General features: G+C 64.7%; 24 protein-coding genes, 1 tRNA gene and 2 pseudogenes. 13 read left to right on the forward strand and 14 right to left on the reverse strand.

Going from position 1 to position 23,793, the window contains the following annotated elements; all coding sequences use genetic code 11:
• Positions 1-53: 53 nt before the first annotated feature.
• Positions 54-662, reverse strand: coding sequence for a TetR/AcrR family transcriptional regulator (locus BB28_RS09375; protein WP_052740187.1), 609 nt, complete (start codon positions 660-662; stop codon positions 54-56).
• A gap of 29 nt (positions 663-691) precedes the next feature.
• A complete protein-coding gene (locus BB28_RS09380) occupies positions 692-1,276 on the reverse strand; it encodes a TetR/AcrR family transcriptional regulator (protein WP_046253313.1) in 585 nt (194 codons plus the stop codon).
• Between the two features lie 81 nt (positions 1,277-1,357).
• Here BB28_RS09380 and BB28_RS09385 point away from each other — a divergent pair, with 81 nt between their 5' ends.
• Both BB28_RS09385 and BB28_RS09390 read left to right on the forward strand, forming a co-directional pair.
• The gene (locus tag BB28_RS09385; RefSeq protein WP_046253314.1) at positions 1,358-2,518 is read left to right on the forward strand and encodes an acyl-CoA dehydrogenase family protein; all 1,161 of its coding nucleotides are present in this window, start codon (positions 1,358-1,360) and stop codon (positions 2,516-2,518) included.
• Between the two features lie 22 nt (positions 2,519-2,540).
• Positions 2,541-3,749, forward strand: coding sequence for a lipid-transfer protein (locus BB28_RS09390; protein ID WP_046253315.1), 1,209 nt, complete (start codon positions 2,541-2,543; stop codon positions 3,747-3,749).
• Here BB28_RS09390 and BB28_RS09395 read toward each other — a convergent pair.
• Positions 3,746-5,118 (reverse strand): annotated as a pseudogene (locus BB28_RS09395) (styrene monooxygenase/indole monooxygenase family protein). The gene BB28_RS09390 and the pseudogene BB28_RS09395 overlap by 4 nt on opposite strands.
• A 75-nt stretch (positions 5,119-5,193) precedes the next feature.
• On the opposite strand from BB28_RS09395, the gene BB28_RS09400 reads away from it, so the two are divergent.
• On the forward strand, positions 5,194-6,258 hold the full coding sequence (locus BB28_RS09400; RefSeq protein WP_046253316.1) for a GGDEF domain-containing protein: 1,065 nt from the start codon (positions 5,194-5,196) through the stop codon (positions 6,256-6,258).
• Positions 6,259-6,265: 7 nt separating this feature from the next.
• On the opposite strand, the gene BB28_RS09405 is transcribed toward BB28_RS09400, so the two are convergent.
• Complete coding sequence (locus BB28_RS09405) at positions 6,266-7,354, reverse strand: S-(hydroxymethyl)mycothiol dehydrogenase (protein WP_046253317.1); 1,089 nt, start codon at positions 7,352-7,354, stop codon at positions 6,266-6,268.
• Between the two features lie 24 nt (positions 7,355-7,378).
• Here BB28_RS09405 and BB28_RS09410 point away from each other — a divergent pair, with 24 nt between their 5' ends.
• The gene (locus BB28_RS09410; RefSeq protein ID WP_046253318.1) at positions 7,379-8,197 is read left to right on the forward strand and encodes a serine hydrolase domain-containing protein; all 819 of its coding nucleotides are present in this window, start codon (positions 7,379-7,381) and stop codon (positions 8,195-8,197) included.
• Positions 8,198-8,375: 178 nt separating this feature from the next.
• The gene (locus BB28_RS09415) at positions 8,376-8,909 is read left to right on the forward strand and encodes a DUF3145 domain-containing protein (RefSeq protein WP_046253319.1); all 534 of its coding nucleotides are present in this window, start codon (positions 8,376-8,378) and stop codon (positions 8,907-8,909) included.
• Positions 8,910-8,913: 4 nt separating this feature from the next.
• Here BB28_RS09415 and BB28_RS09420 read toward each other — a convergent pair whose 3' ends face one another.
• From BB28_RS09420 to aceE, 8 genes are all read right to left on the reverse strand, one after another.
• On the reverse strand, positions 8,914-9,321 hold the full coding sequence (locus BB28_RS09420; RefSeq protein WP_046253320.1) for a DoxX family protein: 408 nt from the start codon (positions 9,319-9,321) through the stop codon (positions 8,914-8,916).
• Positions 9,322-9,380: 59 nt separating this feature from the next.
• Positions 9,381-10,214 carry an alpha/beta fold hydrolase gene (locus BB28_RS09425; protein WP_046253321.1) on the reverse strand — a complete coding sequence of 278 codons (834 nt, stop codon included), beginning with the start codon at positions 10,212-10,214 and terminating at the stop codon, positions 9,381-9,383.
• Positions 10,211-11,632 carry an acyl-CoA carboxylase subunit beta gene (locus BB28_RS09430; protein WP_046253322.1) on the reverse strand — a complete coding sequence of 474 codons (1,422 nt, stop codon included), beginning with the start codon at positions 11,630-11,632 and terminating at the stop codon, positions 10,211-10,213. Before BB28_RS09430 ends, BB28_RS09425 begins: the two co-directional genes overlap by 4 nt.
• An 18-nt stretch (positions 11,633-11,650) precedes the next feature.
• Positions 11,651-12,904: a 3-oxoacyl-ACP synthase KasA gene (gene kasA, locus BB28_RS09435; protein ID WP_046253323.1), complete on the reverse strand. Its 1,254-nt coding sequence runs from the start codon at positions 12,902-12,904 to the stop codon at positions 11,651-11,653.
• Between the two features lie 5 nt (positions 12,905-12,909).
• Complete coding sequence (gene acpM, locus BB28_RS09440) at positions 12,910-13,209, reverse strand: meromycolate extension acyl carrier protein AcpM (protein WP_030095371.1); 300 nt, start codon at positions 13,207-13,209, stop codon at positions 12,910-12,912.
• 126 nt (positions 13,210-13,335) lie between these two features.
• Positions 13,336-14,244 carry an ACP S-malonyltransferase gene (locus tag BB28_RS09445; protein ID WP_075874193.1) on the reverse strand — a complete coding sequence of 303 codons (909 nt, stop codon included), beginning with the start codon at positions 14,242-14,244 and terminating at the stop codon, positions 13,336-13,338.
• A gap of 159 nt (positions 14,245-14,403) precedes the next feature.
• Positions 14,404-15,684, reverse strand: coding sequence for a PucR family transcriptional regulator (locus tag BB28_RS09450; protein ID WP_046253324.1), 1,281 nt, complete (start codon positions 15,682-15,684; stop codon positions 14,404-14,406).
• A 51-nt stretch (positions 15,685-15,735) separates the two neighbouring features.
• A complete protein-coding gene (aceE, locus tag BB28_RS09455; RefSeq protein ID WP_046253325.1) occupies positions 15,736-18,534 on the reverse strand; it encodes a pyruvate dehydrogenase (acetyl-transferring), homodimeric type in 2,799 nt (932 codons plus the stop codon).
• A gap of 140 nt (positions 18,535-18,674) precedes the next feature.
• Here aceE and BB28_RS09460 point away from each other — a divergent pair, with 140 nt between their 5' ends.
• From BB28_RS09460 to BB28_RS25260, 8 genes and pseudogenes are all read left to right on the forward strand, one after another.
• The gene (locus BB28_RS09460) at positions 18,675-19,232 is read left to right on the forward strand and encodes a hypothetical protein (protein WP_046253326.1); all 558 of its coding nucleotides are present in this window, start codon (positions 18,675-18,677) and stop codon (positions 19,230-19,232) included.
• A 91-nt stretch (positions 19,233-19,323) separates the two neighbouring features.
• A complete protein-coding gene (locus BB28_RS09465) occupies positions 19,324-19,749 on the forward strand; it encodes a DUF3052 domain-containing protein (protein ID WP_030095376.1) in 426 nt (141 codons plus the stop codon).
• Positions 19,749-20,210, forward strand: coding sequence for a peroxiredoxin (locus tag BB28_RS09470; protein ID WP_030095377.1), 462 nt, complete (start codon positions 19,749-19,751; stop codon positions 20,208-20,210). The genes BB28_RS09465 and BB28_RS09470 overlap by 1 nt, the downstream gene beginning before the upstream one ends.
• 31 nt (positions 20,211-20,241) lie before the next feature.
• Positions 20,242-20,313, forward strand: a tRNA-Val gene (locus BB28_RS09475).
• Positions 20,314-20,447: 134 nt separating this feature from the next.
• Positions 20,448-20,813, forward strand: a pseudogene (locus BB28_RS09480) (recombinase family protein); the annotation flags it as partial.
• Positions 20,814-21,082: 269 nt separating this feature from the next.
• Complete coding sequence (locus BB28_RS09490; RefSeq protein ID WP_046253328.1) at positions 21,083-21,388, forward strand: hypothetical protein; 306 nt, start codon at positions 21,083-21,085, stop codon at positions 21,386-21,388.
• A 284-nt stretch (positions 21,389-21,672) separates the two neighbouring features.
• On the forward strand, positions 21,673-22,251 hold the full coding sequence (locus BB28_RS24530) for a hypothetical protein (RefSeq protein ID WP_052740189.1): 579 nt from the start codon (positions 21,673-21,675) through the stop codon (positions 22,249-22,251).
• A gap of 115 nt (positions 22,252-22,366) precedes the next feature.
• Positions 22,367-22,537, forward strand: a complete 171-nt coding sequence (locus tag BB28_RS25260) for a hypothetical protein (RefSeq protein WP_162269694.1) — start codon at positions 22,367-22,369, stop codon at positions 22,535-22,537.
• 94 nt (positions 22,538-22,631) lie between these two features.
• Here BB28_RS25260 and BB28_RS09500 read toward each other — a convergent pair whose 3' ends face one another.
• A complete protein-coding gene (locus tag BB28_RS09500) occupies positions 22,632-22,982 on the reverse strand; it encodes a DUF7882 family protein (protein WP_046253329.1) in 351 nt (116 codons plus the stop codon).
• Between the two features lie 138 nt (positions 22,983-23,120).
• Positions 23,121-23,522, reverse strand: coding sequence for a hypothetical protein (locus BB28_RS09505; protein WP_046253330.1), 402 nt, complete (start codon positions 23,520-23,522; stop codon positions 23,121-23,123).
• Positions 23,523-23,793 lie beyond the last annotated feature (271 nt).

Here is a 23,793-nt window from a genome sequence, read left to right on the forward strand (position 1 = left end):
TTATGAATGGGTATGGCAAGAGTCAAATTCGGTGGCACCCAGGAGGGCGCGGGTTAGGTCGCTTGTGGGTAGCCGGTGCTGATGCCGGCGACGACGTATGCCGCGCACGTGCGCACCGCCACCGCCGGGTCGATGTGGTGGGTGATCGCGGTCAGCACTCCCGACATGATGGCGCGCGCACTCATGGTCGCCAGCAGCAGGCGACGCTGCGCCGCGGCCTCGTTCTGCGCCGGATCCCCGAGCTGAAAGACGGACATGATGCGGGACACGGCGTCGGTGAGAACCTCTTCGTCGAACCCGGGAACCCTGGGCGCCGTGGAATCGGCCAACAACTGCATGCCCAGGGGCCGAGCGGCCGCATGGTTGAAGAACGGCTCCAGGGCCGCGCTCAGTGATGCTGTCGGGTCGTTCAGGTCGAGGTTTTCCGGCATCGACACGTCGTCGAAGATCGCGCGCATCAGGTTGGCCTCGCGTCCGACGAGCCGGATGAGGAGTCCGTCCTTGGAGCCGAAATGTGCGTAGAGCGTCTGCTTGGTCACTTGGCCGGACGCCACTATTTGATCCATAGTGACTGTCCCGCAACCCTGCTCGGCCACAACGGGTAACACCAGATCGAGTAGCTCGTCGTCGGTGGGCCGATAGCCGGGGCTGCGTGACGTCACTGCAGTACCGTAACCGCTTGGGGCGGCGGTTAGTCGAGCACTTTGATGGATAGCGTGGGTCTCGGCGTATCTCCATGCTCCAGCCGGTCCCATACCGCGTCGATCAGCGGTTGCAGTAGCAGTGCGCCCATCTGCCGAACCATCACGGACACAACCTGAGTGGATTCGGGGCGTTCAGTGGGGGCCATTCCCTCTTCGCGGAGTGTGGCCACCTCGTCGCGGGTCAGCTGAATCAGCGCGGTCAACATGCTCAACCGTTCTTCGGAGGGCTCGAGCACGGCCCGGCGTACGTAGTTCACGATCGGGGGATTGGCCTTGAGCATCGCGACGACGGCGGCGTCGCGGGCCGCGGCGAGCTTGCGCGGGTCCTTCTCTTGGTCGACCGATCGCAACGCTTCGACGTGGTAGTCGACCACCAGCTGATCCACGGCCTGGCGCAGACCGGCCTTGGTCTTGAAGTGGTGTTGCACCAGCCCTAGCGTCACCCCGGCCGCGGATGCGACCGCGCGCAATGAAATTCGCTCCTCGCCGTACTGAGCGTACAAATCCAGCGCGGTATTGCGAATGCGCGCCTTCGCGGTCAAGTCCTCGTCAGTCGCGCGCGGGTTTGCCATAAGCCTCAGCGTACCGCACCCCTTTACAAACGAATCTGAAACGATACACTTGTATTGTCTCGATGAGGAGGTCACTGAAAGATGTCTGCACTTTTCCCGGCGTATCGCGCGTCCTGGGAGACCGATGCGCACCGCGACCTGCGCAAGCATGCCGCCGAGTTCCTGCGCAAGGAGTCCACGCCCAATCAGGACCGCTGGAGTGCCCAGCATCAGGTTGACCGTGAGTTCTGGAACAAGCTGGGCGACGCTGGCCTGCTCGGCCTGGACCTGCCCGAGGAATATGGCGGTGCCGGAGGCGATTTCGGCTTTTCGGCGGTGGTCGCCGAGGAGCTGGCGCTGGCCCAGGACACCGCGACGGGCTGGGGCGTGCACTCGCCGATCGTCGCGCACTACATCAACACCTACGGCAACACCGAGCAAAAGTCCCGCTGGATGCCCGGCATCATCAGTGGCGACCTGGTGCTGGCCATCGCGATGACCGAGCCCGGAACAGGTTCGGATCTGCAAGGGGTGCGCACCAGCGCGGTCCGGGATGGCGACCACTACGTGATCAACGGCTCGAAGACGTTCATTTCCAACGGCACCCATTGCGACCTGCTGGTGATCGTGGCCAAGACCGATCCATCCCAGGGGGCCAAGGGGATATCGCTCATTGTCGCCGAGACCAAGGACTTACCCGGATTCGAGCGTGGCCGGGTGCTGGAGAAGGTGGGGCAGCACGGACAGGACACCCGCGAGCTGTTCTTCAGCGATATGCGGGTGCCGGTGGCCAACCGGCTCGGCGAGGAAGACGGACAGGGATTCATCCAGCTCATGACTCAGCTGGCGCGTGAGCGCCTCATCATCGCGGCGGGGAACGCCGGCATGGCCGAGGCCGCGGTGCTGGAGTCGATCACGTACACCAAGGAGCGTGAGGCATTCGGCCAGCCGCTCATCAAGTTTCAGAACACCAGGTTTCAGCTGGCCGAGTTGAAGGCCGAGGTGTTGTCCATCAAGGCAACCGTCGACTGGTGCATCCAGAACTACATCGACGGTGTCAACGATCCCGCAACGGCTTCGATTGCCAAGCTGGTGGCCACCGACAAGGGGGTCGCGGTGGTCGACCGGTGTGTTCAGTTCTTCGGGGGATACGGCTACATGATGGAGTACCCGATCGCCCGTGCGTACGCCGCCGCGCGCGTAAACAAAATCTACGGTGGCACAAGCGAAATCATGAAAGAACTCATCTCGCGGTCTCTGTGACCGGGCACGGTAAGGAGCCGCAATGAAGCAGCAGAACAAGGTTTTCGTCGTCGGCGTCGGCATGACGAAGTTCGAGAAACCCGGAAGCCGTGAGGGCTGGGACTACCCGGCCATGGTCAAAGAGAGCGGAACCAAGGCACTCGACGATGCCGGGGTGCGCTACGAACAGATTGAGCAGGCCTTCGTCGGAAACGTCTACGGGGATTCGTGTTCCGGGCATCGTGCTCTCTACGAGCTAGGCCACACCGGAATCCCGATCTACAATGTCAACAGCAACTGCTCGACAGGATCGACCGCACTGTTCATGGCGGCCAACGCCATTCGTAGCGGTCAATCGGACGTGGTGCTGGCCGCCGGGTTCGAGAAGATGGAACGTGGCTCGCTGAGCATGAAGTACACCGATCGCGAGTCACCCTTGATGCCGCAGATCAACCGTCTCGGTGAACTAACGCCGCCGCAGATGCCCATGACCGCATGGATGTTCGCCGCTGCCGCCGAGGAATACATGCGCGAGTACGGCCTGACCGCCGAGCAGTTGGCGTGGATCGGATACAAGAACCACAAGCACTCGGTGAACAACCCGTACAGCCAGTTTCAGGACGAGTACTCACTGGAAGACATCCTGTCTTCGCGGAGCATTGTGGCGCCGTTGACCAAGCTGCAGTGCTCGCCCACCTCGGATGGGTCGGCGGCAGCCATCGTGGCCAGCGAAGAGTTCGTCGACAAGCACGGACTGGCCGATCAAGCCGTCGAGATCGTCGGACAGGCCACCGTCACCGACCGCGCTGACACCTTCGACGGCACCGCGGCGGGCATCGTCGGCGCACACATGAACAAGGCGGCGATCGCCGCCGTCTACGAGCAGGCGCAGATCGGCCCCGAGGATATCGACGTGGTGGAGCTGCACGACTGCTTCTCGGCCAACGAGGTCCTGGTGTACGAGGCGCTCGGGTTCTGCGAGCAGAGGGAGGCCGGCAAGCTGATCGACAACGAGGACACCACCTTTGGCGGCAAGTGGGTGGTCAACCCGTCGGGCGGCCTGATCTCCAAGGGACATCCGCTGGGTGCCACCGGGCTGGCCCAATGCGCGGAACTGAACTGGCAGCTACGCGGACAGGCCAACAAGCGTCAGGTCGCCGGGGCTGCCACCAAGGACGGTGTGGCGCTGCAACACAACATCGGGCTGGGTGGCTCGGTGGTGGTGACCGCATACCGCCCGGCGCAGCGTTAGGCGGCGCGTACCAGCCCGGACCGGGCGAACCGGCCCGCGGGGGAGAATCGCTCCAGGATGGCATCGGCGGGTTCCCCGGCCCATTCGGTGATGAGCTCTTTGGCCGACTCGATCGAGGTGACTCTCTCGAAGGGTTTCGGATCGTCGAGCAGGCTGAAGAGTTTGGATGCGAATCCCTCGTGGACATGACCCGCCGCGAAGAACAGGTCGCCGTAGTCGTGCAGCTCGTCATCGCCGAGATAGAGCCGGGTCACCAGCTGCGCGGCACGTGCCCGCCGGTCGTAGAACTCCTCGAAAGCCGCAGTGAGCCAGGCGGTGTCGAAGGGCCCGTCGTGTGCGGCGGCCTTGTGGACGAGTGCGGCCGCCTGGACCAGGCCGCCTTGTGCACCCTGACCGGCTATCGGGTCATAGGCCACGGCGGTGTCACCGAGCGCCGCGACAGGATGTCCGCCGGCGGTGTGTCCCACTCCGTGCCGCACCAGCTGGGTGACCGCGCCGGTGATCCACGAATGCGGGTCTTCTTCGATGACGTTGAGCGACAACACTTCCGGCAAGTCCCAGTCGATGTACTCACGATGCACATCGGTGACGGCCTGTAGCGCGGAGGCGGCACTGTCGACGGCGGAGTACCGCCGTTCCCAGTCGCTACCGGGTTTGGCCCAGGTGAGGAACGACCACGACGGTCGGCGTCCTTGTGCAAATAGGGGCCCCACCACGCCTCGCCCTGATCGGTGATGAACGAGAACGCGCTGTGCCGTCCGCCGGCGGGCCCCCGGTGCGCGAAGACATCGGATCCATGCCCCAGGTCTGCGACGGTCAGCATCAGCAGCCGGCGTTGGGGACGGTCGTACACCGTGCGCGAGGCATCCACCGGGAACAGAGAGGACAACCCGCCGCGGCCGGTCGCCACCAGCGTCAGGTCGTGGGCTCCGGCGATCGCGTCGAGCCTTTCCGGATCCACCTGCTCCACGACGAAACGTCCGCCGCGTTCCTGGAACTGGGTGAGGCGATCATCGGCCTTGAGCCGGGTATCGACGGCGACACCCTGGGTGCCCCGATCGAAGTCGGCATCGAAGGCGATGACCTCGGGGCGGCCGGGTTCACTGCCGTCGACCAGGCGCACACTGAGCCCGGTGGAGGTGGGCCCCGGATCCAGGTAGCTGGTGAGCCCAAGACCGGCCTCGGCACGCTGGGCCTCGCCGAAGATCAGCGCGGTGCCCGTCGCGGGCACGTCCTCACGCAAACTCCGCTGGTCCCGGTCGCTGTAGATGGTGACGTCAAAGCCCTTGTCCAGTAGCCCCAATGCGGCCGTGGCGCCGGTCTGCCCGGCGCCGATGATGGCCGCCCTGCGCCCATGTCGTGTCGTCATGCCGCCACTATCGGCGCGTGGCCTTATGCGCGAAAGCCACCCGCTCATGCTGATTACAAGGGCCATAATGCGGATGTGCACACTCGGCAGCAGCTAGAACCAGGGTTTCAGTACCTTCTGGTTACCGAGGCGCTTCGAGACACCGGGCAGTTGAGGCAGCTCAAGGTTGGCATCGGGGTCCTGTGTTTCTCGATCGTGCTGTTTGCGGGGGCTACGCAGTTCAACCCGTTGGGTCCACAGGGGGTGTGGCCTCGTACGATTCAGGGCATCGCGGCCGCCATGGCCGTGATCGTCGGCCTGTGCTGGATCATGTTTCCTTGGCCGAGCCGGCGCGGCATGGTGGCCTTTGTCGTCTGGGCGGACGTGACCCTGGCGATAGCCGCCGCTCTGTTTTCCGACCCGACCGCCAGGCTCTGCGCGGTCGTGTACCTGGGACTGGTCGGCCTTCTTCCCACGTTTTTCCTGGGTAGGCGCGCATTGGTGATCCACTGCGGGTTCGCCCTGGCGTTGTTCGGCGCGCTGGTGGCGATGAACGTCCTGGTCGACGGTGCGACCTGGTACTCGCAGTTCACCTATGGAGCACCAGCGCTGGCCGCGGTGGTGTTACTGCCGGCCATCATCCAGGTGGTGCTCGAAGGAGGCCGAGACTCGATTCTGGCGGCGGCGGTTTCGGCGAACCGTGATCCGCTGACGGGTCTGCTGAACCGTCGAGGTGTCACCACCGCGATCGACCTGCTGCATCAAGACCGCATCGATGCCGTCAACGTCGTCGTAGTGCTGATGGATGTGGACGGACTGAAGGAACTCAACGACTCCCGCGGCCACGGCGCCGGCGATGACATCTTGAAGGCAGTGGCAGCCATGCTCACGGCGAGCACACGGGTTGGCGAGATCGCCGCGCGCATCGGCGGCGACGAGTTCCTGGTCGTCGCGTTTCCCGGACGTGCCGAGGACATCGAGAGCACCGTGCGTCGCGTGAGCACGCCGCGCGCGGGCATCGACTCGTGGAGCGTCAGCGTCGGCGCGGCCTGGCAGTCGCGAACCGGAGGCGGAATTGACCTGGATTCGCTTGTCCAACAGGCAGATTACGAGCTGTACAAGGTGAAAAGCTCGCGCGGGATGTTAGATCCCCAGCACTGATCCGCCGTTAGAGCACGACCACCGAGCGCAGCACCTGCCCGTGATGCATTTTCTCGAAGGCTTCTTCGATATCGCCGATGCTGATGCGTTCGGTGACGAAGCGATCCAGGGGCAGACGACCCTGCTGGTACAGGCTGACCAGGGTGGGGAAGTCCCGTTCGGGTAGGCAGTCGCCGTACCAGGAGGACTTCAGCGATCCACCGCGCGAGAAGAAGTCGATGAGTGGCATCTCGAGTTTCATGTCGGGGGTGGGCACCCCCACCAGCACGACGGTGCCGGCCAGATCGCGGGCGTAGAACGCCTGCTTCCAGGTTTCCGGGCGGCCCACCGCATCGATCACGACATCGGCGCCGAACTCATCGGTGAGTTCCTGCACCGCGGTCACCACGTCCTCAACCGTGCGGGCGTTGATGGTGTCGGTGGCGCCGAAGTCCTTGGCCCAGGCCAGTTTGGTGTCGTCGGTATCGATGGCGATGATCTTGCGTGCCCCGGCCAGCTTGGCGCCGGCGATGGCGGCGTCCCCGACCCCGCCACATCCGATGACCGCGACCGAATCATCGCGCCCGACGTTGCCGGTGTTGACGGCCGCACCCAAACCGGCCATCACACCGCAGCCCAGCAGGCCGACCACGGCCGGATCGGCGGTGGGGTCGACCTTGGTGCACTGGCCGGCGTGCACCAGCGTCTTCTCGATGAACGCGCCGATGCCCAGGGCGGGGGTCAGTTCGGTGCCGTCGGTCAACGTCATCTTCTGGGTCGCGTTGAACGTGTCGAAGCAGTACTGCGGGCGTCCGCGCTTGCAGGCCCGGCACACCCCGCACACCGCACGCCAGTTCAGGATCACGAAATCACCCGGCTCGACCGTGGTTACGCCCTCGCCGACGGTCTCCACGATCCCGGCTGCCTCATGGCCCAACAGGAACGGAAACTCGTCGTTGATACCGCCCTCGCGGTAGGTCAGATCGGTGTGGCAGACACCGCACGCCTGCACCTTCACCACAACCTCACCGGGGCCCGGATCGGGAACCACGATGTCCACCAGTTCCACCGGAGCCTTCACCGACCGAGCGATCACACCGCGCACAGTTTGAGACATGCGTCAGACGCTACAGTCCCAGGCATGGGTGCCCTCGACCTCGTCGCCGATTGGCCAGTACCCACCGTCGCCGCCGCGGTGGTGGGACCGGAGGGCATAAGGGCCCAAACCGGCCCTGTCACGCACCAATTCGCGCTCGCGTCGGTCACCAAACCGTTGGTGGCCCGGGCCGCACAGGTGGCGCTGGAGGAAGGTGCCGTGGAGCTTGCGACGCCGGCCGGTCCGCCCGGTTCGACCGTCGAACATCTGCTGGCGCACGCCTCGGGGCTGTCGATGCTCTCCGACGCCGTCATCGCTAAGCCCGGTACTCGCCGGGTGTATTCGAACTACGGCTTCGCGGTGCTGGCGCATACGGTGCAGGCCGGGTCCACCATCGAGTTCGGTCAGTACCTCCATGAGGCGGTGTTCGAGCCACTCGGTATGGGGGACACGGTGTTGCCCGGTGGAGCCGACACCGCCGGGTACGGGGGAGCGTCCACCGTCGTGGACCTGGTGGCCTTCGCCGGCGAGCTGCTGCGTCCGCGCCTGGTGACGGCCGAGACGCATCAGCATGCGGCGAATGTCGTCTTCCCAGGATTGGACGGGGTGCTGCCCGGCTACGGCGTGCAGCGTCCCAACGACTGGGGCCTGGGCTTCGAGATCAAGGGCACCAAGATTCCACACTGGACCGGCGCCGAGAACTCACCGGCCACCTACGGCCACTTTGGGCAGTCCGGCACGTTTCTGTGGGTGGACCCGGTCACCGATCTGGCCCTCGTCGTGCTGACCGACAGGCCCTTCGACGGTTGGGCCAACCAGCTATGGCCACAGCTGTCCGACGCGGTGCTGGCCGAGTTCGGGTAGAGATTCTCAAACTCTCAGGAAGCCGTTACCTCAAATTGGGGCTTAGGACTGGCGCAACACGCGCACCACAGGGCACAATGGTGTCACAAGGCACATTGATGTAATTCGGTAACACGCTCCAGAAGCTTCGCGAGTCGTTGGGGAAGACGTCCTCGTCGAAGACAAAGGAGCACTACGAATGCACGCGTCGCCTCAGTTCGCCGACTCGACAACCGGCGTGGTGTATGTCCATGCCTCTCCGGCTGCGGTGTGCCCGCACGTCGAGTGGGCCTTGTCGTCGACCCTGTCGGCGATCACGTCCGGCCGTAACGCTGACGCAGTGAAGCTGCGCTGGCAGGCACAACCGGCCATGCCGGGGCAGTTGCGCGCCGTCACCAACTGGGTGGGCCCCGTCGGTACGGGTGCGCGCCTGGCCAACGCCCTGCGCTCGTGGCCCGTGCTGCGCTTCGAGGTCACCGAGGACGCCAGCGATGGCGTGGACGGTCAGCGCTTCAGCCACGTCCCGCAGCTGGGCATGTGGAGCGGTAGCACCAGCGCCAACGGCGACATCATGGTCAGCGAGATGCGCCTGCGCGGCCTGATGGAATCCGACGCGGGCAGCATCGCCTCGGAGCTCGACAACATGCTGGGCACCGCATGGGACGACGCGCTGGAGCCGTACCGCAGCGGCGGCGACGGCGCCGAAGTGACCTGGCTGCGCGGAGTCGGCTAGAGCCTCAGCTCTTGTTGGCGTTGGCGACCAGGCGGCTCACCAGGAAGCCGACGTAGGCGAGGCCGCCCAGGCTACCCACGATGCGGGTACGCCGGAACGCCAGCGCAAGTCCGAGCAACAGCTCGGTGAAGCCGTTCTGGTAGACCCAGCGGCGGGTGTCCTCCGGGAAGGCGACCTTGGAGAGGGACTCGAACGGCTGGGGCGCGACGAAATGCGCGACACCGGTGGCGGCCAGGCCGGCGCCGCCCGCCCGGAATCCGATGCCGGCGAGGCGAACGCCCAGACGCACCAGATTCTCGATGAGCGCCGAAAGTCGCTGGAACAGGCTCGGCCCGACCTTCGTCGTCACGAGCGTCGCGGTCGGCTGACCGTCGACAAGCAACTTGAGTGCCTTTTTACGCCGAAGTGCCATTCCCCAGACTCCCTTGTCGATTATGTGAACGAAACGTCACTCTAACAGTACGGGTATGGCTAGGCGTCGGCTTGTCGCGTGGCGACGTCGATGCCGAACGTCTCCACCAGGAAGCTCACGATCGCGGGTGTCACCCGGCGCGGCCAGAACCGCAAGGTGGCCAACGTTCCGGCCGAAACCACTTGCGCACCAACAATATCGATCGCGAGATTGTGTGCGTCCGCCGCCGGGTGCAGTGGATCTGCGGTGAGCGAGAGGATCATGGTGGGCGTATCAACCGCCCGCCGTATCGCGCGTGGCGGTGCCATGCGGCCCACCAGCATGCCCTTCATGAACGCCGCCGAGCGCGACGGCGGGGCGGTCAGGAACGAGCGAATCAAGCCCAGCGTGGGCTGCTCGGTTTCGGGGAACGATCGGGCCACCGCGCCGACCAGCCACACCAGCGGCCGACCGAGAGTGAACAGGGTGAGCCCGGCGGACCACAGGTAACCGGCGACGCCGATACCGTGTTCCAGGAACGGACCCTCCAGCAGCAGTCCGGCCACCCGCTCGGGTGCCAACGCCGCGGCCTCCACCGAGATATTCGCGCCGACGGAGGTGCCACCGAGCACCGCGCGCTCGATACCCAGGGCATCCAGGGCGCCGATGAGCTGGCGGCCCAAGGCTTGTGAGTTGTAACGGTCCGGCTCGAGCGGGCGTTCATCGGCGGTAGTGCCGAGCAGATCCAGGCAGATCACCCGAAAACCACGCTCGGCCAATTCCTTGGCCCAGGCGTGCTCCAGATAGTGCGAGGTGAGGAACGCGTGGGACAGCACCACAACGCGGTCCCCGGAACCGAACTGGCGATATGCCAGCCGGTGTCCGTCGACCGTGACCGTGGTGCCGGCCGTCACAGCGGGATGTTCTTGTGCCGGCCGCGCCGCGACGGCGCCTCGGCGAGGGCGCGGGTCAGTACCGCGCGGGTCTGCGACGGCTCGATCTCCTCGTCGACGACGCCGATCTCGATGGCGCGATCCACGCCACCGGCGATCCGCTCGTGCTCGAGAGCCAGCTCCTCATGCAGGGCCTCGCGTTCCTCTTCGGGGGCGGCGGCCAGCTGCTTCTTGTGCAGGATGCCGACGGCAGCCTTGGCGCCCATGACGGCGACCTCGGCGTCCGGCCACGCGAACACCTTGGTGGCGCCCAGCGAGCGGGAGTTCATGGCGATGTAGGCACCGCCGTAGATCTTGCGGGTCACCAGCGTGACGCGCGGAACGGTGGCCTCACCGAACGCGTGCAGCAGCTTGGCGCCGCGACGCACCACGCCGCCCCACTCCTGGCCCACACCGGGCAGGTAGCCCGGCACGTCCACGAGCACGATCAGCGGAATGCCGAACGCGTTGCACAGGCGCACGAAACGCGCTGCCTTCTCGGCGCTTTCGGAGTTCAGGCAGCCACCCAGGCGCAGTGGGTTGTTGGCCAGCACGCCGACGCTACGACCGGCCAGGCGGCCCAGGCCGATGACCATCGACGGTGCCCACTTGCCCTGGAACTCCTCGAACGGGTCGTCCCCGTCGAGCAGCGCGTTGACGATCGGATGCACGTCGTAGGCGCGCTTGGCCGACTCGGGCAGCAGCGCGCGCAGATCGGTGTGATCGGCCTCGGCGCGGTTGCGATCGAAAACGCCCTGCTGGCAGAAGAATCCGACCAGCTTGCGACCACGAGCGTAGGCGTCCAGCTCATCGTCGGCGACGATGTGGCACACACCCGACTTCTTGTGGTGGGCTTCGGGGCCACCCAGGGTGGCCATGTCGACGTCCTCGCCGGTGACGCTGCGGACCACGTCGGGTCCGGTGACGAAGACGCGGCTCTGCGGCGCCATGATGATGACGTCGGTCAGTGCCGGGCCGTACGCCGCACCACCGGCGGCGAAGCCGACGACGATCGAGATCTGCGGGATGTAACCCGAGGCGCGGATCATGGCCTCGAAGACCAGCCCGACGGCATGGAGGGCGGAAACCCCTTCGGCCAGGCGGGCACCGCCGGAGTGCCAGATACCCACGATCGGGCTCTGCTCCTCGATGGCGGTGTCGTAGGCGTTGACGATGTGACGGCAGCCCTCGATACCCATGGCGCCGCCCATGACGGTGCCATCGGTGCAGAAGGCGATGGTCCTGACTCCGTTGACCGTGCCACCGGCGGCCAGCACACCCGAGCGGTCACGCTCGTGCAGCAGCTCGACGGTGCCGTCATCGAAGAACGTGCTCAGCCGGAGCAACGGATCGCGCGGATCGAGCGATTCGTCGATGGCCTCGGGAGCCAGGATCGTCATCTTGAGCCTCTCTGGTGCTTAGTACTTGCCAAAGGCAAGCGCAACGTTGTGCCCGCCGAATCCAAACGAGTTATTGATTGCGTATTTAAAATCCCCGTGACGCGGCTCTCCCGCAACGACATCCAGGTCGATTTCGGGATCAAGGTTGTCAAGATTGAGCGTCGGCGGGATAACGCCGTCGCGCAGTGCGAGCACGGTGAGCACCGATTCCAGGGCGCCGACGGCACCAATCGAGTGGCCGAGCGCCGACTTGGGCGCATACACCGCGGCGTGCTGCACACCGGCGACATGGATGGCGTTGGCCTCGGCGACATCGCCGATCGGGGTGGCCGTTCCGTGCGCGTTGATGTGGTCAATGTCCTTGGGGGACAGGCCTGCTGTCTGAATTGCGCGGGTCATCGCCGCACCGGCGCGCACACCATCGGGGCCCGGGGCCACCATGTGGTACGCGTCAGAGGTGATGCCAGCGCCCATGATGCGGGCCAGGATCTGCGCGCCACGAGCCTTGGCGTGCTCTTCGGTCTCGATGACCATGAGCGCGCCGGCCTCGCCGAACACGAATCCGTCGCGGTCCTTGTCGAACGGACGAGAAGCCTTCTCCGGCTCATCGTTTCGGGTCGACATGGCACGCATCATGGAGAACGCGGCGATCGGCAGGGCTTCGATCATGCCCTCCACGCCACCGCAGACGACCATGTCGGCGTCGCCCATCACAATCTGGCGCCAAGCATGCGCGATGGCCTCGGAGCCGGAGGAACACGCCGACACCGGCGTGATGACGCCCGCGCGGGCGCCGATCTCCAAGCCCACCACCGCGGCGGCACCGTTGGGCATGCACATCTGGACGGCCAGCGGCGAAACCTTGCGAATGCCATGCTCATTCATGGTGTCGTAGGTTTCGACGATGCGCTCGCCACCGCCGAGCCCGGTACCGATGACGACGGCGAGGCGGTCCTTGTCGATGTCATCGGGCGTGCCGGCGTTCTGCCACACCTGACGGCCTACGAGCAGCGCCATGCGCTGCACGTAGGCCATCCGGCGAAGCTCCAACCGGGTCATGTGGTTATCGATGGGCTCCTTGAGGTGCCCACCGATCCACACGGGCAGACCGAACTTCTCGACGAATTCGTCTTCGAGAACCTCGATGCCGCTCTCCCCGGCGATCAATCCCTTCCACGTGCCCTCGATGTCAGGCGCGATAGATGTCGTTGCGGCGAGAGCCGTCACAACGACGTTGGGGAAGCCACCGTTGGCAGTGGAAGGGGTTGTCACTGGTCCTAGCCCTCCAGCTGCGCGCGGATGTTGGCTGCGGCCTCGGGGTTTTCCTGCTCGAGCTTCTCGATGTAGTTGACGACATCGCCAACGGTCCGCAGACCGGCCAGATCCTCATCGGGGATCTTCACGCCGTACTTGTCCTCGGTCTGGACGGCGATCTCAACCATCGACAGCGAGTCGATGTCCAGGTCGTCGACGAACGACTTCTCGAGGGTGACCTCGGACGGCTCGATACCGGTGACCTCTTCGATGATCTCGGCGAGACCGGCGACGATGCGATCTTTTTCTTCTGCGGTGGCCACTCGGTGGCTCCCTTCGGTGTTGTGGACTGCGGGTGCAGCCCTGGGGTGAACTCTGTGTTGTGGAACGGGATGAGTGGGCGGCACTGCCCGCCCATCCTGGGTACTACTTATTGGTGGTTTGGCCGCTTACAGCTCGGCCAGGGCGTCGAGGTCTTCGAGGGATTTCAGGGCCTGGTTGGTGACGCCACGCATCTCGCGCTTCGCGATGCCGGCCAGGGCACCTGAGGGCGGCAGCTCCACAACGGCCTGCACATCTGCCGTCTTGAAGTATTCGGTGCACAGATCCCAGCGCACCGGGGAGGTGAGCTGGTTGACCAGCTTCTCCATGGCGTCGGCGCCGGAGGTGACGGGGGTGCCATCGAAGTTGGACAGCAAGGTGGTGACCGGCTCAGACGGGAGGATCGCGGCCGCTGCGGCGGCGTACGCCTCCTGCGCGGGAGCCATGAAGTGGGTGTGGAAGGCGCCTGCGGTGGCGAGCTGGCGCACGCGCGCCTTGGCCGGGGGATCCTCGGCCAGCTTCTCCAAGGCGGTGATACGGCCGGCGGCGACGATCTGTCCGACGGCGTTGCGGTTGGCGGGGATCAGCTCCAGGGCCTCCAGGCGCTCCAGCACCTCGGCCTCGTCACCGCCCAGCACGGCGGACATACCGGTCGGGTCCAGCGCGCAGGCCCTGGCCATCTCGGCGCCACGGGTGGCGGCCAGGGCGACGGCGTCGTCGGCGGAGATGACCCCGGCGATGGCGTAGGCGGCGATCTCACCGACGGAGTGACCGGCGACCACGGTGGTCTTGGCGTTGAGGTGGCCGCGCTTGGTCAGCTCGTCGTAGGCCAGCAGGGTCAGTGCGACGACCAACGGCTGAGTGATCGAGGTATCGGTGATCTCTTCGGCGGTGGCGGTGGTGCCCAGGCGCACCAGATCGAGTCCGCTGGCCTTCGACCACTGCTCAACCTGGTCGGTGGCACCGGGCAATTCGAGCCACGGTGTCAGCATGCCGGGAGTCTGGGATCCCTGTCCGGGAGCGAGCAGCGCAATCACGTATTTAAGAGAACACTGTGAAGGGCCGTTTGCGCCGTGTAAGAGAAAATGAATCTTGTCTTAAGTATTTGTGGGATGCCTACAAAAAGGCATCCGTTGCGACCCGATCTATACCGTCTCGCAATGTGGGACCTCGCAGGTGACCAGCGAGTAACCCGTCTAAGCCTTAATGACGTTGATTGTGACTGGTGTGATTCCTGGTTCAGGATTGAACACCTCGGCGTGGTCCTGAGCCAGTCTGCCGACCGTTGCCGCGACACGCAACACATAGGCATCACGCGGGGACGTTGGGTCCCTACCGGTGAAATCGGTGATTCGCTTAAGTCGATAGCGCACAGTATTTGGGTGAACAAACAGCGCGCGTGCGCACGCCTCGATCGCGCCCCCGGAATCTAAGTAGGCGTCGAGGGTTTCGGTCAGCGCCGGGCCGGCATCGCCGAGCGGGCGCATCACCTCTGTATTGAGGGCCGCAATGGCGGCCTTGTCGCCCAGGAGCGCCCGTTCGGGCAGCAGCTCGCGCGAGGACACCGGGCGGGGCGCGCCCCGCCACCCCGAGACCGCATCCATCCCCGAGAGCGCCTCCACGGCGCTGGTGTGTGAGGCGCTGAGGGTGCCCGCCGTGGGCCCGATGACCACCGGACCGTCGGAGAAGACCGTTAACAGATCGACCACGAACTTGTTGTGGGCCGTGATCGGACCCGACGCGATGGTGAGCAGCCGGGTGCCCTGGATGACCGCAAGGGCCCCGCGGCCGTGCCGCTGCGCGACCTCATGAACCAAGGTGGTTGCGTTAGCGATGATTTCCGGGCGGGGAGTGCCGACGATGACCGTTGCCGGCGCGGTGGTATCCCAGTTGAGTGCGGCGGCACGCGACAGCATGTCCGGTCCGGTATCGCCGCGTACCACCGCGTCGACCACCGTCGCCTCCAGGCGGGAGTCCCAGGCTCCACGGGTCTCGGCGGCCTCCGCGTACACGCTGGCCGCCCCGAATGCGAGATCGCGGCTGTACCGCAAGATGCCCTCGGTCAGCGTCACCAGCTGCTCATCGTTGCGCGCGAGCAGGGGCAACACCTCTTCGAAAAACTCCATGGCGGTGCGCACCATGTCGACGGAATGGCGCAGTGCCAGGCGTTTGGCGAGGTCTTGGGGGACCACCTCGAAGGCCTGCATGGTGAAGCCGACCGTGCCTTCGGGGTCGCGTATCCACTCGACGAAGTTGTTGATCGCCGTCTGAACCACCAGGGCGACACTGGACCGCTGCGAGGCCTCCAGGTCGGTGAAGAAGGGCAAGCGCTCTTCCATGACATGAACGGCCTCGGTCGAGAGCCGGCCGGAGTACTGCTTGATCCGGTGCAGGAGTGCCTCGGGCACCTCTGCCCTTTCGCGGGGCTTGCGGGCCGCGCGAAATCCGCGAGGAGAGGTCGCCGAATTGTCGGGCATCCCTAAAAGGTACCCCGGATTCCTAGTGGGAAACCGCTAAATTCGGGGAAGTTAGGCGCTACCGGTGTCCTTAAAAGAGACGTCGGCGGCCGACACGTCATCGATCTTGTACTGCGCGGCGGCCCGGATGGCGACCTCGCGGTCCACCGCGCCCTCGTCGGCCAATGCCTCGAGCACCGCCACCACAACAGACTCGGCATCGGTGTTGAAGTACCGGCGTGCGGCGGGCCGGGTGTCGGACAGACCGAATCCGTCGGCGCCAAGTGTCCGGTAGGTGCCGGGCACCCACGGACGGATCTGCTCGGGCACCGCCCGCATCCAGTCCGATACGGCCACCGACGGTCCCTGGGCACTCTCCAGTGCCTTCGTCACGTAGGGGATGACCTTCGGACGGTCCGGATGACGCAGCGCCTGGTGATCGATGGCCAGGCCGTCGCGGTTGAGTTCACCCCAGGACGTCACCGACCACACGTCGGCCGCAACATCCCATTGTTCGGCCAGCAGATCCGCCGCGCGCAGCGCCTCGGGCAGCGACACCCCGGAGGCCAGGATCTGTGCCTGATGTGTGCGCGCCTCGGGCGCCACGCGGAACTTGTAGATACCGCGCAGGATGCCCTCGACATCGACGTTCTCCGGCTCGGCCGGCTGCACATACGGCTCGTTGTACAGCGTGATGTAGAAGTACACATTCTCGCTGTTCTCGCCGTACATCCGCTGCAGGCCGTGTTCGACGATGTGGGCGATCTCGTAGGCGAACGCCGGATCGTAAGCCACCACAGCGGGATTGGTGCTGGCCAGCAACAGCGAGTGGCCGTCGGCGTGCTGCAGCCCCTCGCCGGTCAGCGTGGTTCGCCCGGCCGTGGCGCCCAGGACGAATCCGCGGGCCATCTGGTCGGCCGCGGCCCACAGCCCGTCGCCGGTGCGCTGGAACCCGAACATCGAGTAGAAGATGTACAGCGGGATCATCGGCTCGTCGTGTGTCGAGTATGACGTGCCCACCGCGGTGAACGAGGCGGTGGACCCGGCCTCGTTGATGCCCTCGTGCAGGATCTGCCCCTGTGCACTTTCCTTGTACGCCAACATCAGTTCGGCATCGACCGAGGTGTACAGCTGGCCGTTGCGGTTGTAGATCTTCAGCGACGGGAACCACGAGTCCATACCGAAGGTGCGGGCCTCGTCGGGGATGATCGGGACGATCCGACTACCAATGTTCTTGTCGCGCAACAGTTCCTTGAAGGTTCGCACTAGCGCCATGGTGGTGGCGACTTCCTGCTTACCCGAGCCCTTCTTGATCGAGGCGTAGGTCTCCGAGCCCGGCAGCGTGAGCGGGCGCGATTTGGTGCGACGGGACGGGACGAATCCGCCCAGGGCGCGGCGCCGGTCCAGCATGTACCGGATCTCCGGAGCCTCCGGGCCGGGGTGGTAGTACGGCGGCAGGTACGGGTTCTCTTCGAGCTGCGCATCCGAGATCGGGATCCGCTGCTTGTCGCGGAAATCCTTGAGGTCGTCGAGGGTCAGCTTCTTCATCTGGTGCGTGGCGTTGCGGCCCTCGAAGTGCTTGCCCAGGGTGTAGCCCTTGATGGTCTTGGCCAGGATGACCGTCGGCTGGCCCTTGTGCTCGGTGGCCGCCCGGTACGCGGCGTACACCTTGCGATAGTCGTGACCGCCGCGCTTGAGATTCCAAACCTGGGCGTCGCTAAGGTCTTTCACCAGCTCCTTGGTGCGCGGATCGCGCCCGAAGAAGTGCTCGCGGACGTAGGCGCCGTCGTTGGCCTTGTAGGTCTGGTAGTCGCCGTCGGCAGTGGTGTTCATCAGATTCACCAGCGCGCCGTCACGATCGGCGTGCAGCAGGGCGTCCCATTCGCGGCCCCAGACAACCTTGATGACGTTCCAGCCGGCGCCGCGGAAGAAGGACTCCAGCTCCTGGATGATCTTGCCGTTGCCGCGCACCGGTCCGTCCAGACGCTGCAGGTTGCAGTTGACGACGAACGTCAGGTTGTCCAGGCCCTCTGTTGCGGCGATATGCGCCAGGCCACGCGATTCGGGCTCGTCCATCTCGCCGTCGCCGAGGAACGCCCAGACCCGCTGATCGGAGGTGTCCTTGATGCCGCGGTCGCGCAGGTAGTGGTTGAACCGTGCCTGCATGATCGCGTTCATCGGTCCCAGGCCCATGGAAACCGTTGGGAATTGCCAGAAATCGGGCATGAGGCGCGGGTGCGGGTAGGACGGCAGGCCGCCGCCCGGGTGGCTCTTCTCCTGCCGGAATCCGTCGAGCTGATCGCTGGTTAACCGGCCTTCCAGGAAGGCGCGGGCGTAGATGCCGGGGGAGGCGTGGCCCTGGATGAAAATCTGGTCGCCGCCGCCCGGGTGGGCGTTACCGCGGAAGAAGTGGTTGAAACCGACCTCGTAGAGGGCCGCCGAGGAGGCATAGGTCGAAATATGGCCACCCACACCGACCCCTGGCCGCTGCGCGCGGTGCACCATGATCGCGGCGTTCCAGCGGATCCACGCGCGGAAGCGCCGTTCGGTGTCCTCGTCGCCGGGGAACCACGGCTCGTTCTCGGTGGCGATGGTGTTCACATAGTCGGTGGACGTCAGCGCGGGGATGGCGACGCGACCGGCGTTCGCCCGCTCCAGCAGCCGCAGCATCAGGTACCGCGCCCGGGCGGGACCCGAGCGGGCCAGCAGGCCGTCAAACGACTCCAGCCACTCGGTCGTCTCGTCCGGGTCGATATCGGGCAGGTACGACGCCACGCCCTCGCGGATCACCCGAACGCGCCCTGTGTTCTCGGATGGACTTGCCGCACTTGAATTTCCGGCCAGGTCCTGGCGAGCGAACTCCGTGGTCAACTTTTCTGCTCCTTAGGGGTGGGGGTGCAGATCTCAGTCACAATCAGATCGGTACTCCCATCGTGCCGCAAGTCACTTGCTACTAGCGAGTCTGGTCCAGTCACCAGGTCCAGAGCGCCTCCAGCAGGTACCGTCGTGACATGCGTATGGCGGCGCTGTGGATCGCGCTGGCGGCCATCTGTGCAGGGGTGGTGGCGGGCTGCACCGTGACTACGGGAGGGCAGGCGTCGGCGCCCAGCGAATCGGTGTCGGAGTACCGCACGTACGTGTCGCAGTCCATCGAGACGTCGCGGTCCGAGGAGTCCAAGCGTCAGGAGACGTCGCGGGCGCAGGCTCAGGCCGACGCGTGTGAGACGTTCGCGATGACGTCGAATGCCGCCGTTTCGGCGGGCAATGAGCTCATCTCCGTGATGAATGACGAGGGCGGCTACGGGTCGAGCGCGGAGGCCAAGGTGGGCCCGGTCATCAATGCGCTCAACACCAGCGCCGGACAGATCGACTCCGTCAAGGCGAAGGCACAGACCGACGAACTACGCGATGCGCTGACGCAGTATGTCGATCAGTCCCGAAAACTGGCCGGGGCGTTCGATAATCGGCTGAGCAGTGGCACTCTCAACTCCGTGGTCCGTAGTTTCAACGACGCGCGCGAGCGTGCCGGGAAGATCTGCGAACCGCTTCTGCAGACGAAAGGCCGATAGTGCCTGACGAGGATTGCCACTGGCATGCGACGATGTGAGCATTCATCCCAAGTGCGAAAGCACGCACCCGTGAATAAGGAGGGGCCGAACGGTGGTCGCGGCGGCTGACGCCTCGAACTATGCCCACAAGCTGGGCATCCAGCGAGATCAGCTTGTGCAGGAGCTGGGCTGGGATGAGGACACGGATGACGACATCCGGGCTGACATCGAGGACGCATGCGGTTCGGAGCTTCTCGACGAGAGCTCCGACGACGTCATCGATGTGGTCCTGTTGTGGTGGCGCGATGACGACGGCGACCTTGTCGACGCGTTGATGGACGCCATCACCCCACTGGCTGAGGACGGCGTGATCTGGGTGTTGACGCCCAAGACCGGCAAGCCGGGCCACGTGCAGCCTTCGGAAATCGCCGAGTCGGCACCGCCGGCGGGCCTGGTACAGACCTCCTCGGTCAATCTGGGGGACTGGAGCGCGACGCGTCTGGTGCAGCCGAAGTCGTCGCGTGGCGGGCGGCGCTGATGCTGCCTGTCGGGACCGTCGCACCCGATTTCACCCTGCGGAACCAGAACAACCAGCCCGTCAGCCTGAGCGATTTTCGCGGTAAGAAGGCCGTACTGCTGGTGTTCTTCCCGCTGGCGTTCACCGGGGTCTGCCAGGGCGAACTGGACCATGTGCGCGACCACATCGGAGACTTCGAGAACGACGACGTGCAGATCATCGGGCTGTCGGTGAGTGCCGGGCCGATCCACAAGATCTGGTCGAGCTACAGCGGCTTCACCTTCCCGATCCTGTCGGACTTCTGGCCGCACGGGGCCGTTGCCGAGGCGTACGGGGTGCTCAACGAGAAGGCCGGATATCCGAACCGCGGGACTTTCGTGGTGGATGCCGACGGAATCATCCGATTCGCCGAAATGCTGGACCCCGGGCAAGCCCGTGACCAGGCGGGTTGGGTGGAAGCGCTGGCCGCGCTACATTCGTGAGCTGATTCCCACGTTGGCGACGACGTGGACCGGGCGTGTAGCTCAGTGGTAGAGCTCTGGTTTTACACACCAGCGGTCGGGGGTTCGAAACCCTCCGCGCCCACCCTTTGAACTGCGGAAACGCAGCGCTATTTTTCAATACAACACTTTATCCAACAGTTTTTCTGTTTAGGATGCCGTTCCATGGCCTGGCAGCTCCACATCGCCGGACGCACATGGCGAGAAGTCGCCGAGGCCGACCTTCTCGAGATTGTTGGGGATCTCGTTGGGCGCGGGGTGACGGTGCGGTTCGTCAAGGAGAACCTGACATTCACGGCCGACACGAACGACCCGTATGCACGTTTCCAGCTACAGGTGTTGGGCGCGGTGGCGGAGCTGGAACGGTCGATCATCCTGGAGCGTCAGCGTGAGGGCATCGAGATTGCGAAGGCCAAGGGCGTCTACAAGGGTCGGAAGCCTGCGTTGACGGATGAGCAGACCGCGGTGGTGTTGGGGCGGTTGGCGGCGGGTGAGTCGCCTGTGGATTTGGCCCACGAGTTCGGGGTGTCGCGGGCTACGGTTTACAACGTGCGGGCCAGGGCGGCGGCCGAGGAGGGCGTGTGATGGCGTGTGATGGCGGGTGACGTGGAAGTGACGTTCTATGTGCGGTATGAGCTCGAATTCGGTGACGGACGATGGGGGCGGACAAGCTTCGGGCCAACCGACGAGGCAGAGGCTCAAGTGTTCTTCGGAGACATAGTTCGGACGAGGGGACCGCGGGTGCGAAATGCGCGGATCGTGCGGCGCGAGGAGCGCGTGATCGAAACGCAGGGCAGCTGATGAATGACGCGGAACGCCAGTGCATTCCGGCGTTGCTCGCTACTGTCTGACTTGTGCCTACACCGGATGTCTTCGATTTCGATTCAGAGCGGCTCACTGGCTACAGCCAGGATGTGATCGACAGAGCTCTTGTCGAGCAGCCAGCGTTGTATGTGAACCACCTGCGGGTTGCGCGGCATCTTCGCCAGTGGGCTTCGGGCATGCTGGATTCGCCTTCGGTTAACAAGGACTTTCGGGAGGGATACTCGCGGGCCTTACGTGAGGTCGCTGCCCATTTGCGGCAGGCAGATTACGTAGAGGGCGGTTTGCTGATCATCAACCAGCCCGCGGAGGAACCGACGTTTGGCGACGAGGACTGATCGTCGTGTTTTCGGTTGGTGACCGTGTGCGCAACCAGTCCTGGTGGACTGGCACCGTCGTCGAGGTAAGCGATAACGGGGTGAGGGTCGAGTTCGACAATGGTCAACCGTCGGACTTGTTTGGCCTCGAAGAAGATGCGGTCGATGGTGGTGTGTTAAAGCATCTTTGATCGGCGGGCTGGCGGCGCACGTTTGTTGCACCCCGGCGATGGGCGGTTGGACGTTACGGTTCGCCCGGCGTGTGGCGATTCCGCGATCTTTGTTTATTTAGCTAGCCTGGGCGGGTGACTACGAGCTACACCCAGGCGACGGTGACGTTCTCGGATGGCAGCAAGCGTGAGTTCACCGCCGTGGTGGTGCTCGATAACCAGACGCTGGTGGCCTCTGTTCGTCGTGAGATCACTCCGACTGCGCCTGAGGGTGTGGACCTGGCGCATTGCAAGTGGGAGGGGGCTCCGGCGGTGGTCGTCGACGTGGAGCATTTCGCGGCGCATGAATGGCGCTCAATTTCCGAGCCGCCTAAGTCCATTCTTTGCGCGGTGGTGCGTGATGCGAAAAATTCGTCCAAGGTGTTGTCGCTTCATGTGGTGGAGTCGAACGTTGGATATGACACGGACGTGCCCGGTCTGATGCGCGCGTGGCTGGTGGATCGCGACCATAATTTCCATGCCTATTACGGGAGTATCCGTGATGAGAGGTTTGAGCGCACCGGTCTGGTGCCGGCGGAGCGCAAGAAGGCCCTTTCTGCTGGGTATCTGATCAAAGGTGTGGGGCGTGATGAGGTGCGGAAGGTGAAGTTCTCGTTGGAGATTCCGCCGAGGGAAGAGCCGCAACCTCTTCAGGGTTTCAAGTTCAACGCCTAGTCGTATCGACGAGTGATGTGTCCCATCGGTTTTCGCCGTTTGACTCTTGTGGCTCGGGCGTAGCGGCTAGCCTGACGCCGCCCCGACAGGGCGTTGGGGTGGATAGGGGTAATTGATGGCGAACGAGCTGGCGGAAGAGACCAGGGAGGCCTTGTTGACTGCGATTAAGTCGTCGTCTGAGACCGCGTCGGCGGCAGGACTGCAGCAGTTGGCGATGGCGTTTGCGTTGACAGTGGGTGCTGCTCGTACGCGGCTACCGGGGTACACGCCGCCGTCGTCTTCGTAGCGTGTGATGTCAAGGGAGCGGGGGCGCCCGACACGTTCCGACGCCCCCGCTCCTTTCAGGACGGCTAGCGCCGAATCATCGGCGGTGGACTAGGTCAGTGGTTACTTGGGGCATCGAATGGTGGGGGCGCGTCGTCGCCGTCTTCGTTGATGATGATGCCGAGAGCGGTGTCGGCTTCGCTGAGGAATCGCGTCACGATCTGCTGGTCGATGTCGATGGGCCGGTCGTTGCGGCGTGGGCCATAGGTGAACGAGATGGCTTGGGATGGGTGAAGCCAGAGGGACTGGCCGTGGTTGTACCTGCCGTTGTTGGTGCCGCCGAGAACGGTTAGGAAGAGCCCCTGCCCTGTTTTGAAGCGTTCAGATAGCACATATTGCAGGTGGGCGAGCTGATCGATGCTGGTGTTGAGGACCTGATTGCCGTCGATGAAGAGTTGAGCTGCCATGGCTTCCCCTCTCGGTTGAGTTGTGGTGTTGCGGGGCTGATCGTGGCATGGTGCCATCGGAAGGCCGACCCCGCTCAGTGACTTGCCGCCTAGAGCAAGTTCTGCTTGGCAGAGATGTCGGCGTCACTTCTCTGACTGTCAACGTCCAGCTGTCGGCCGTGTTGCCCATGCGGCCATGAGGGCGGTCGCGAGTGCTGGGGTGTCGTGTATGGGGAGGATGGGCGGGGTATTGGCTATGGCCACTTCGTCGCCGCGCGGTGAGATGCGGACCTCGCCGTCGGCCCACGGCCGCGCAGTGATCGGCACTCGGACGTAGCGTCGGCCGGCGTCGTCGGTCTCGATCGCAGGCAGCTGGATCGCCAGGTGCCCATTGCCTTTGAGACGGTCGGGCAGTATGGCGGCGATCAGGTCGGCGATCTGCGGCTGCGTGTAGACGATGGTTTCGGTTTCGCCCTGGGCGCCGATCGTCGCGCTGCGTGTGTGGCCGAAGAAGTTCGGCATCGCCTCGATGATTTCGCGGATGGCTGCGCGGGCGTCCATCGCCCAGTTGTACGCCGCGCGGGCCTGACACCGCGGGTGATGTGGTCGTGGCGGTGTCGGTTTGGCGAATGCGTTCGCGTCTGCCCATGGGGAAGCGGCTTGGTCGACCTGAGGTTGCTCAGGAATTCTGGTGCTGCGCGGCGGCGCTGCGCGGTGTCTACCAGGGCCGATGGAAATGCTGGCTAACCTGGCTAACTCGTTAACTGGGGTTTTATCGACATGGCAACCATATGTGTGCAATGATCTGTCCAGGGGTGCGTTGAGCGCTGTT

Origin of the sequence: Mycobacteroides chelonae CCUG 47445, assembly GCF_001632805.1 — a bacterium.
Taxonomy (GTDB): domain Bacteria; phylum Actinomycetota; class Actinomycetes; order Mycobacteriales; family Mycobacteriaceae; genus Mycobacterium; species Mycobacterium chelonae.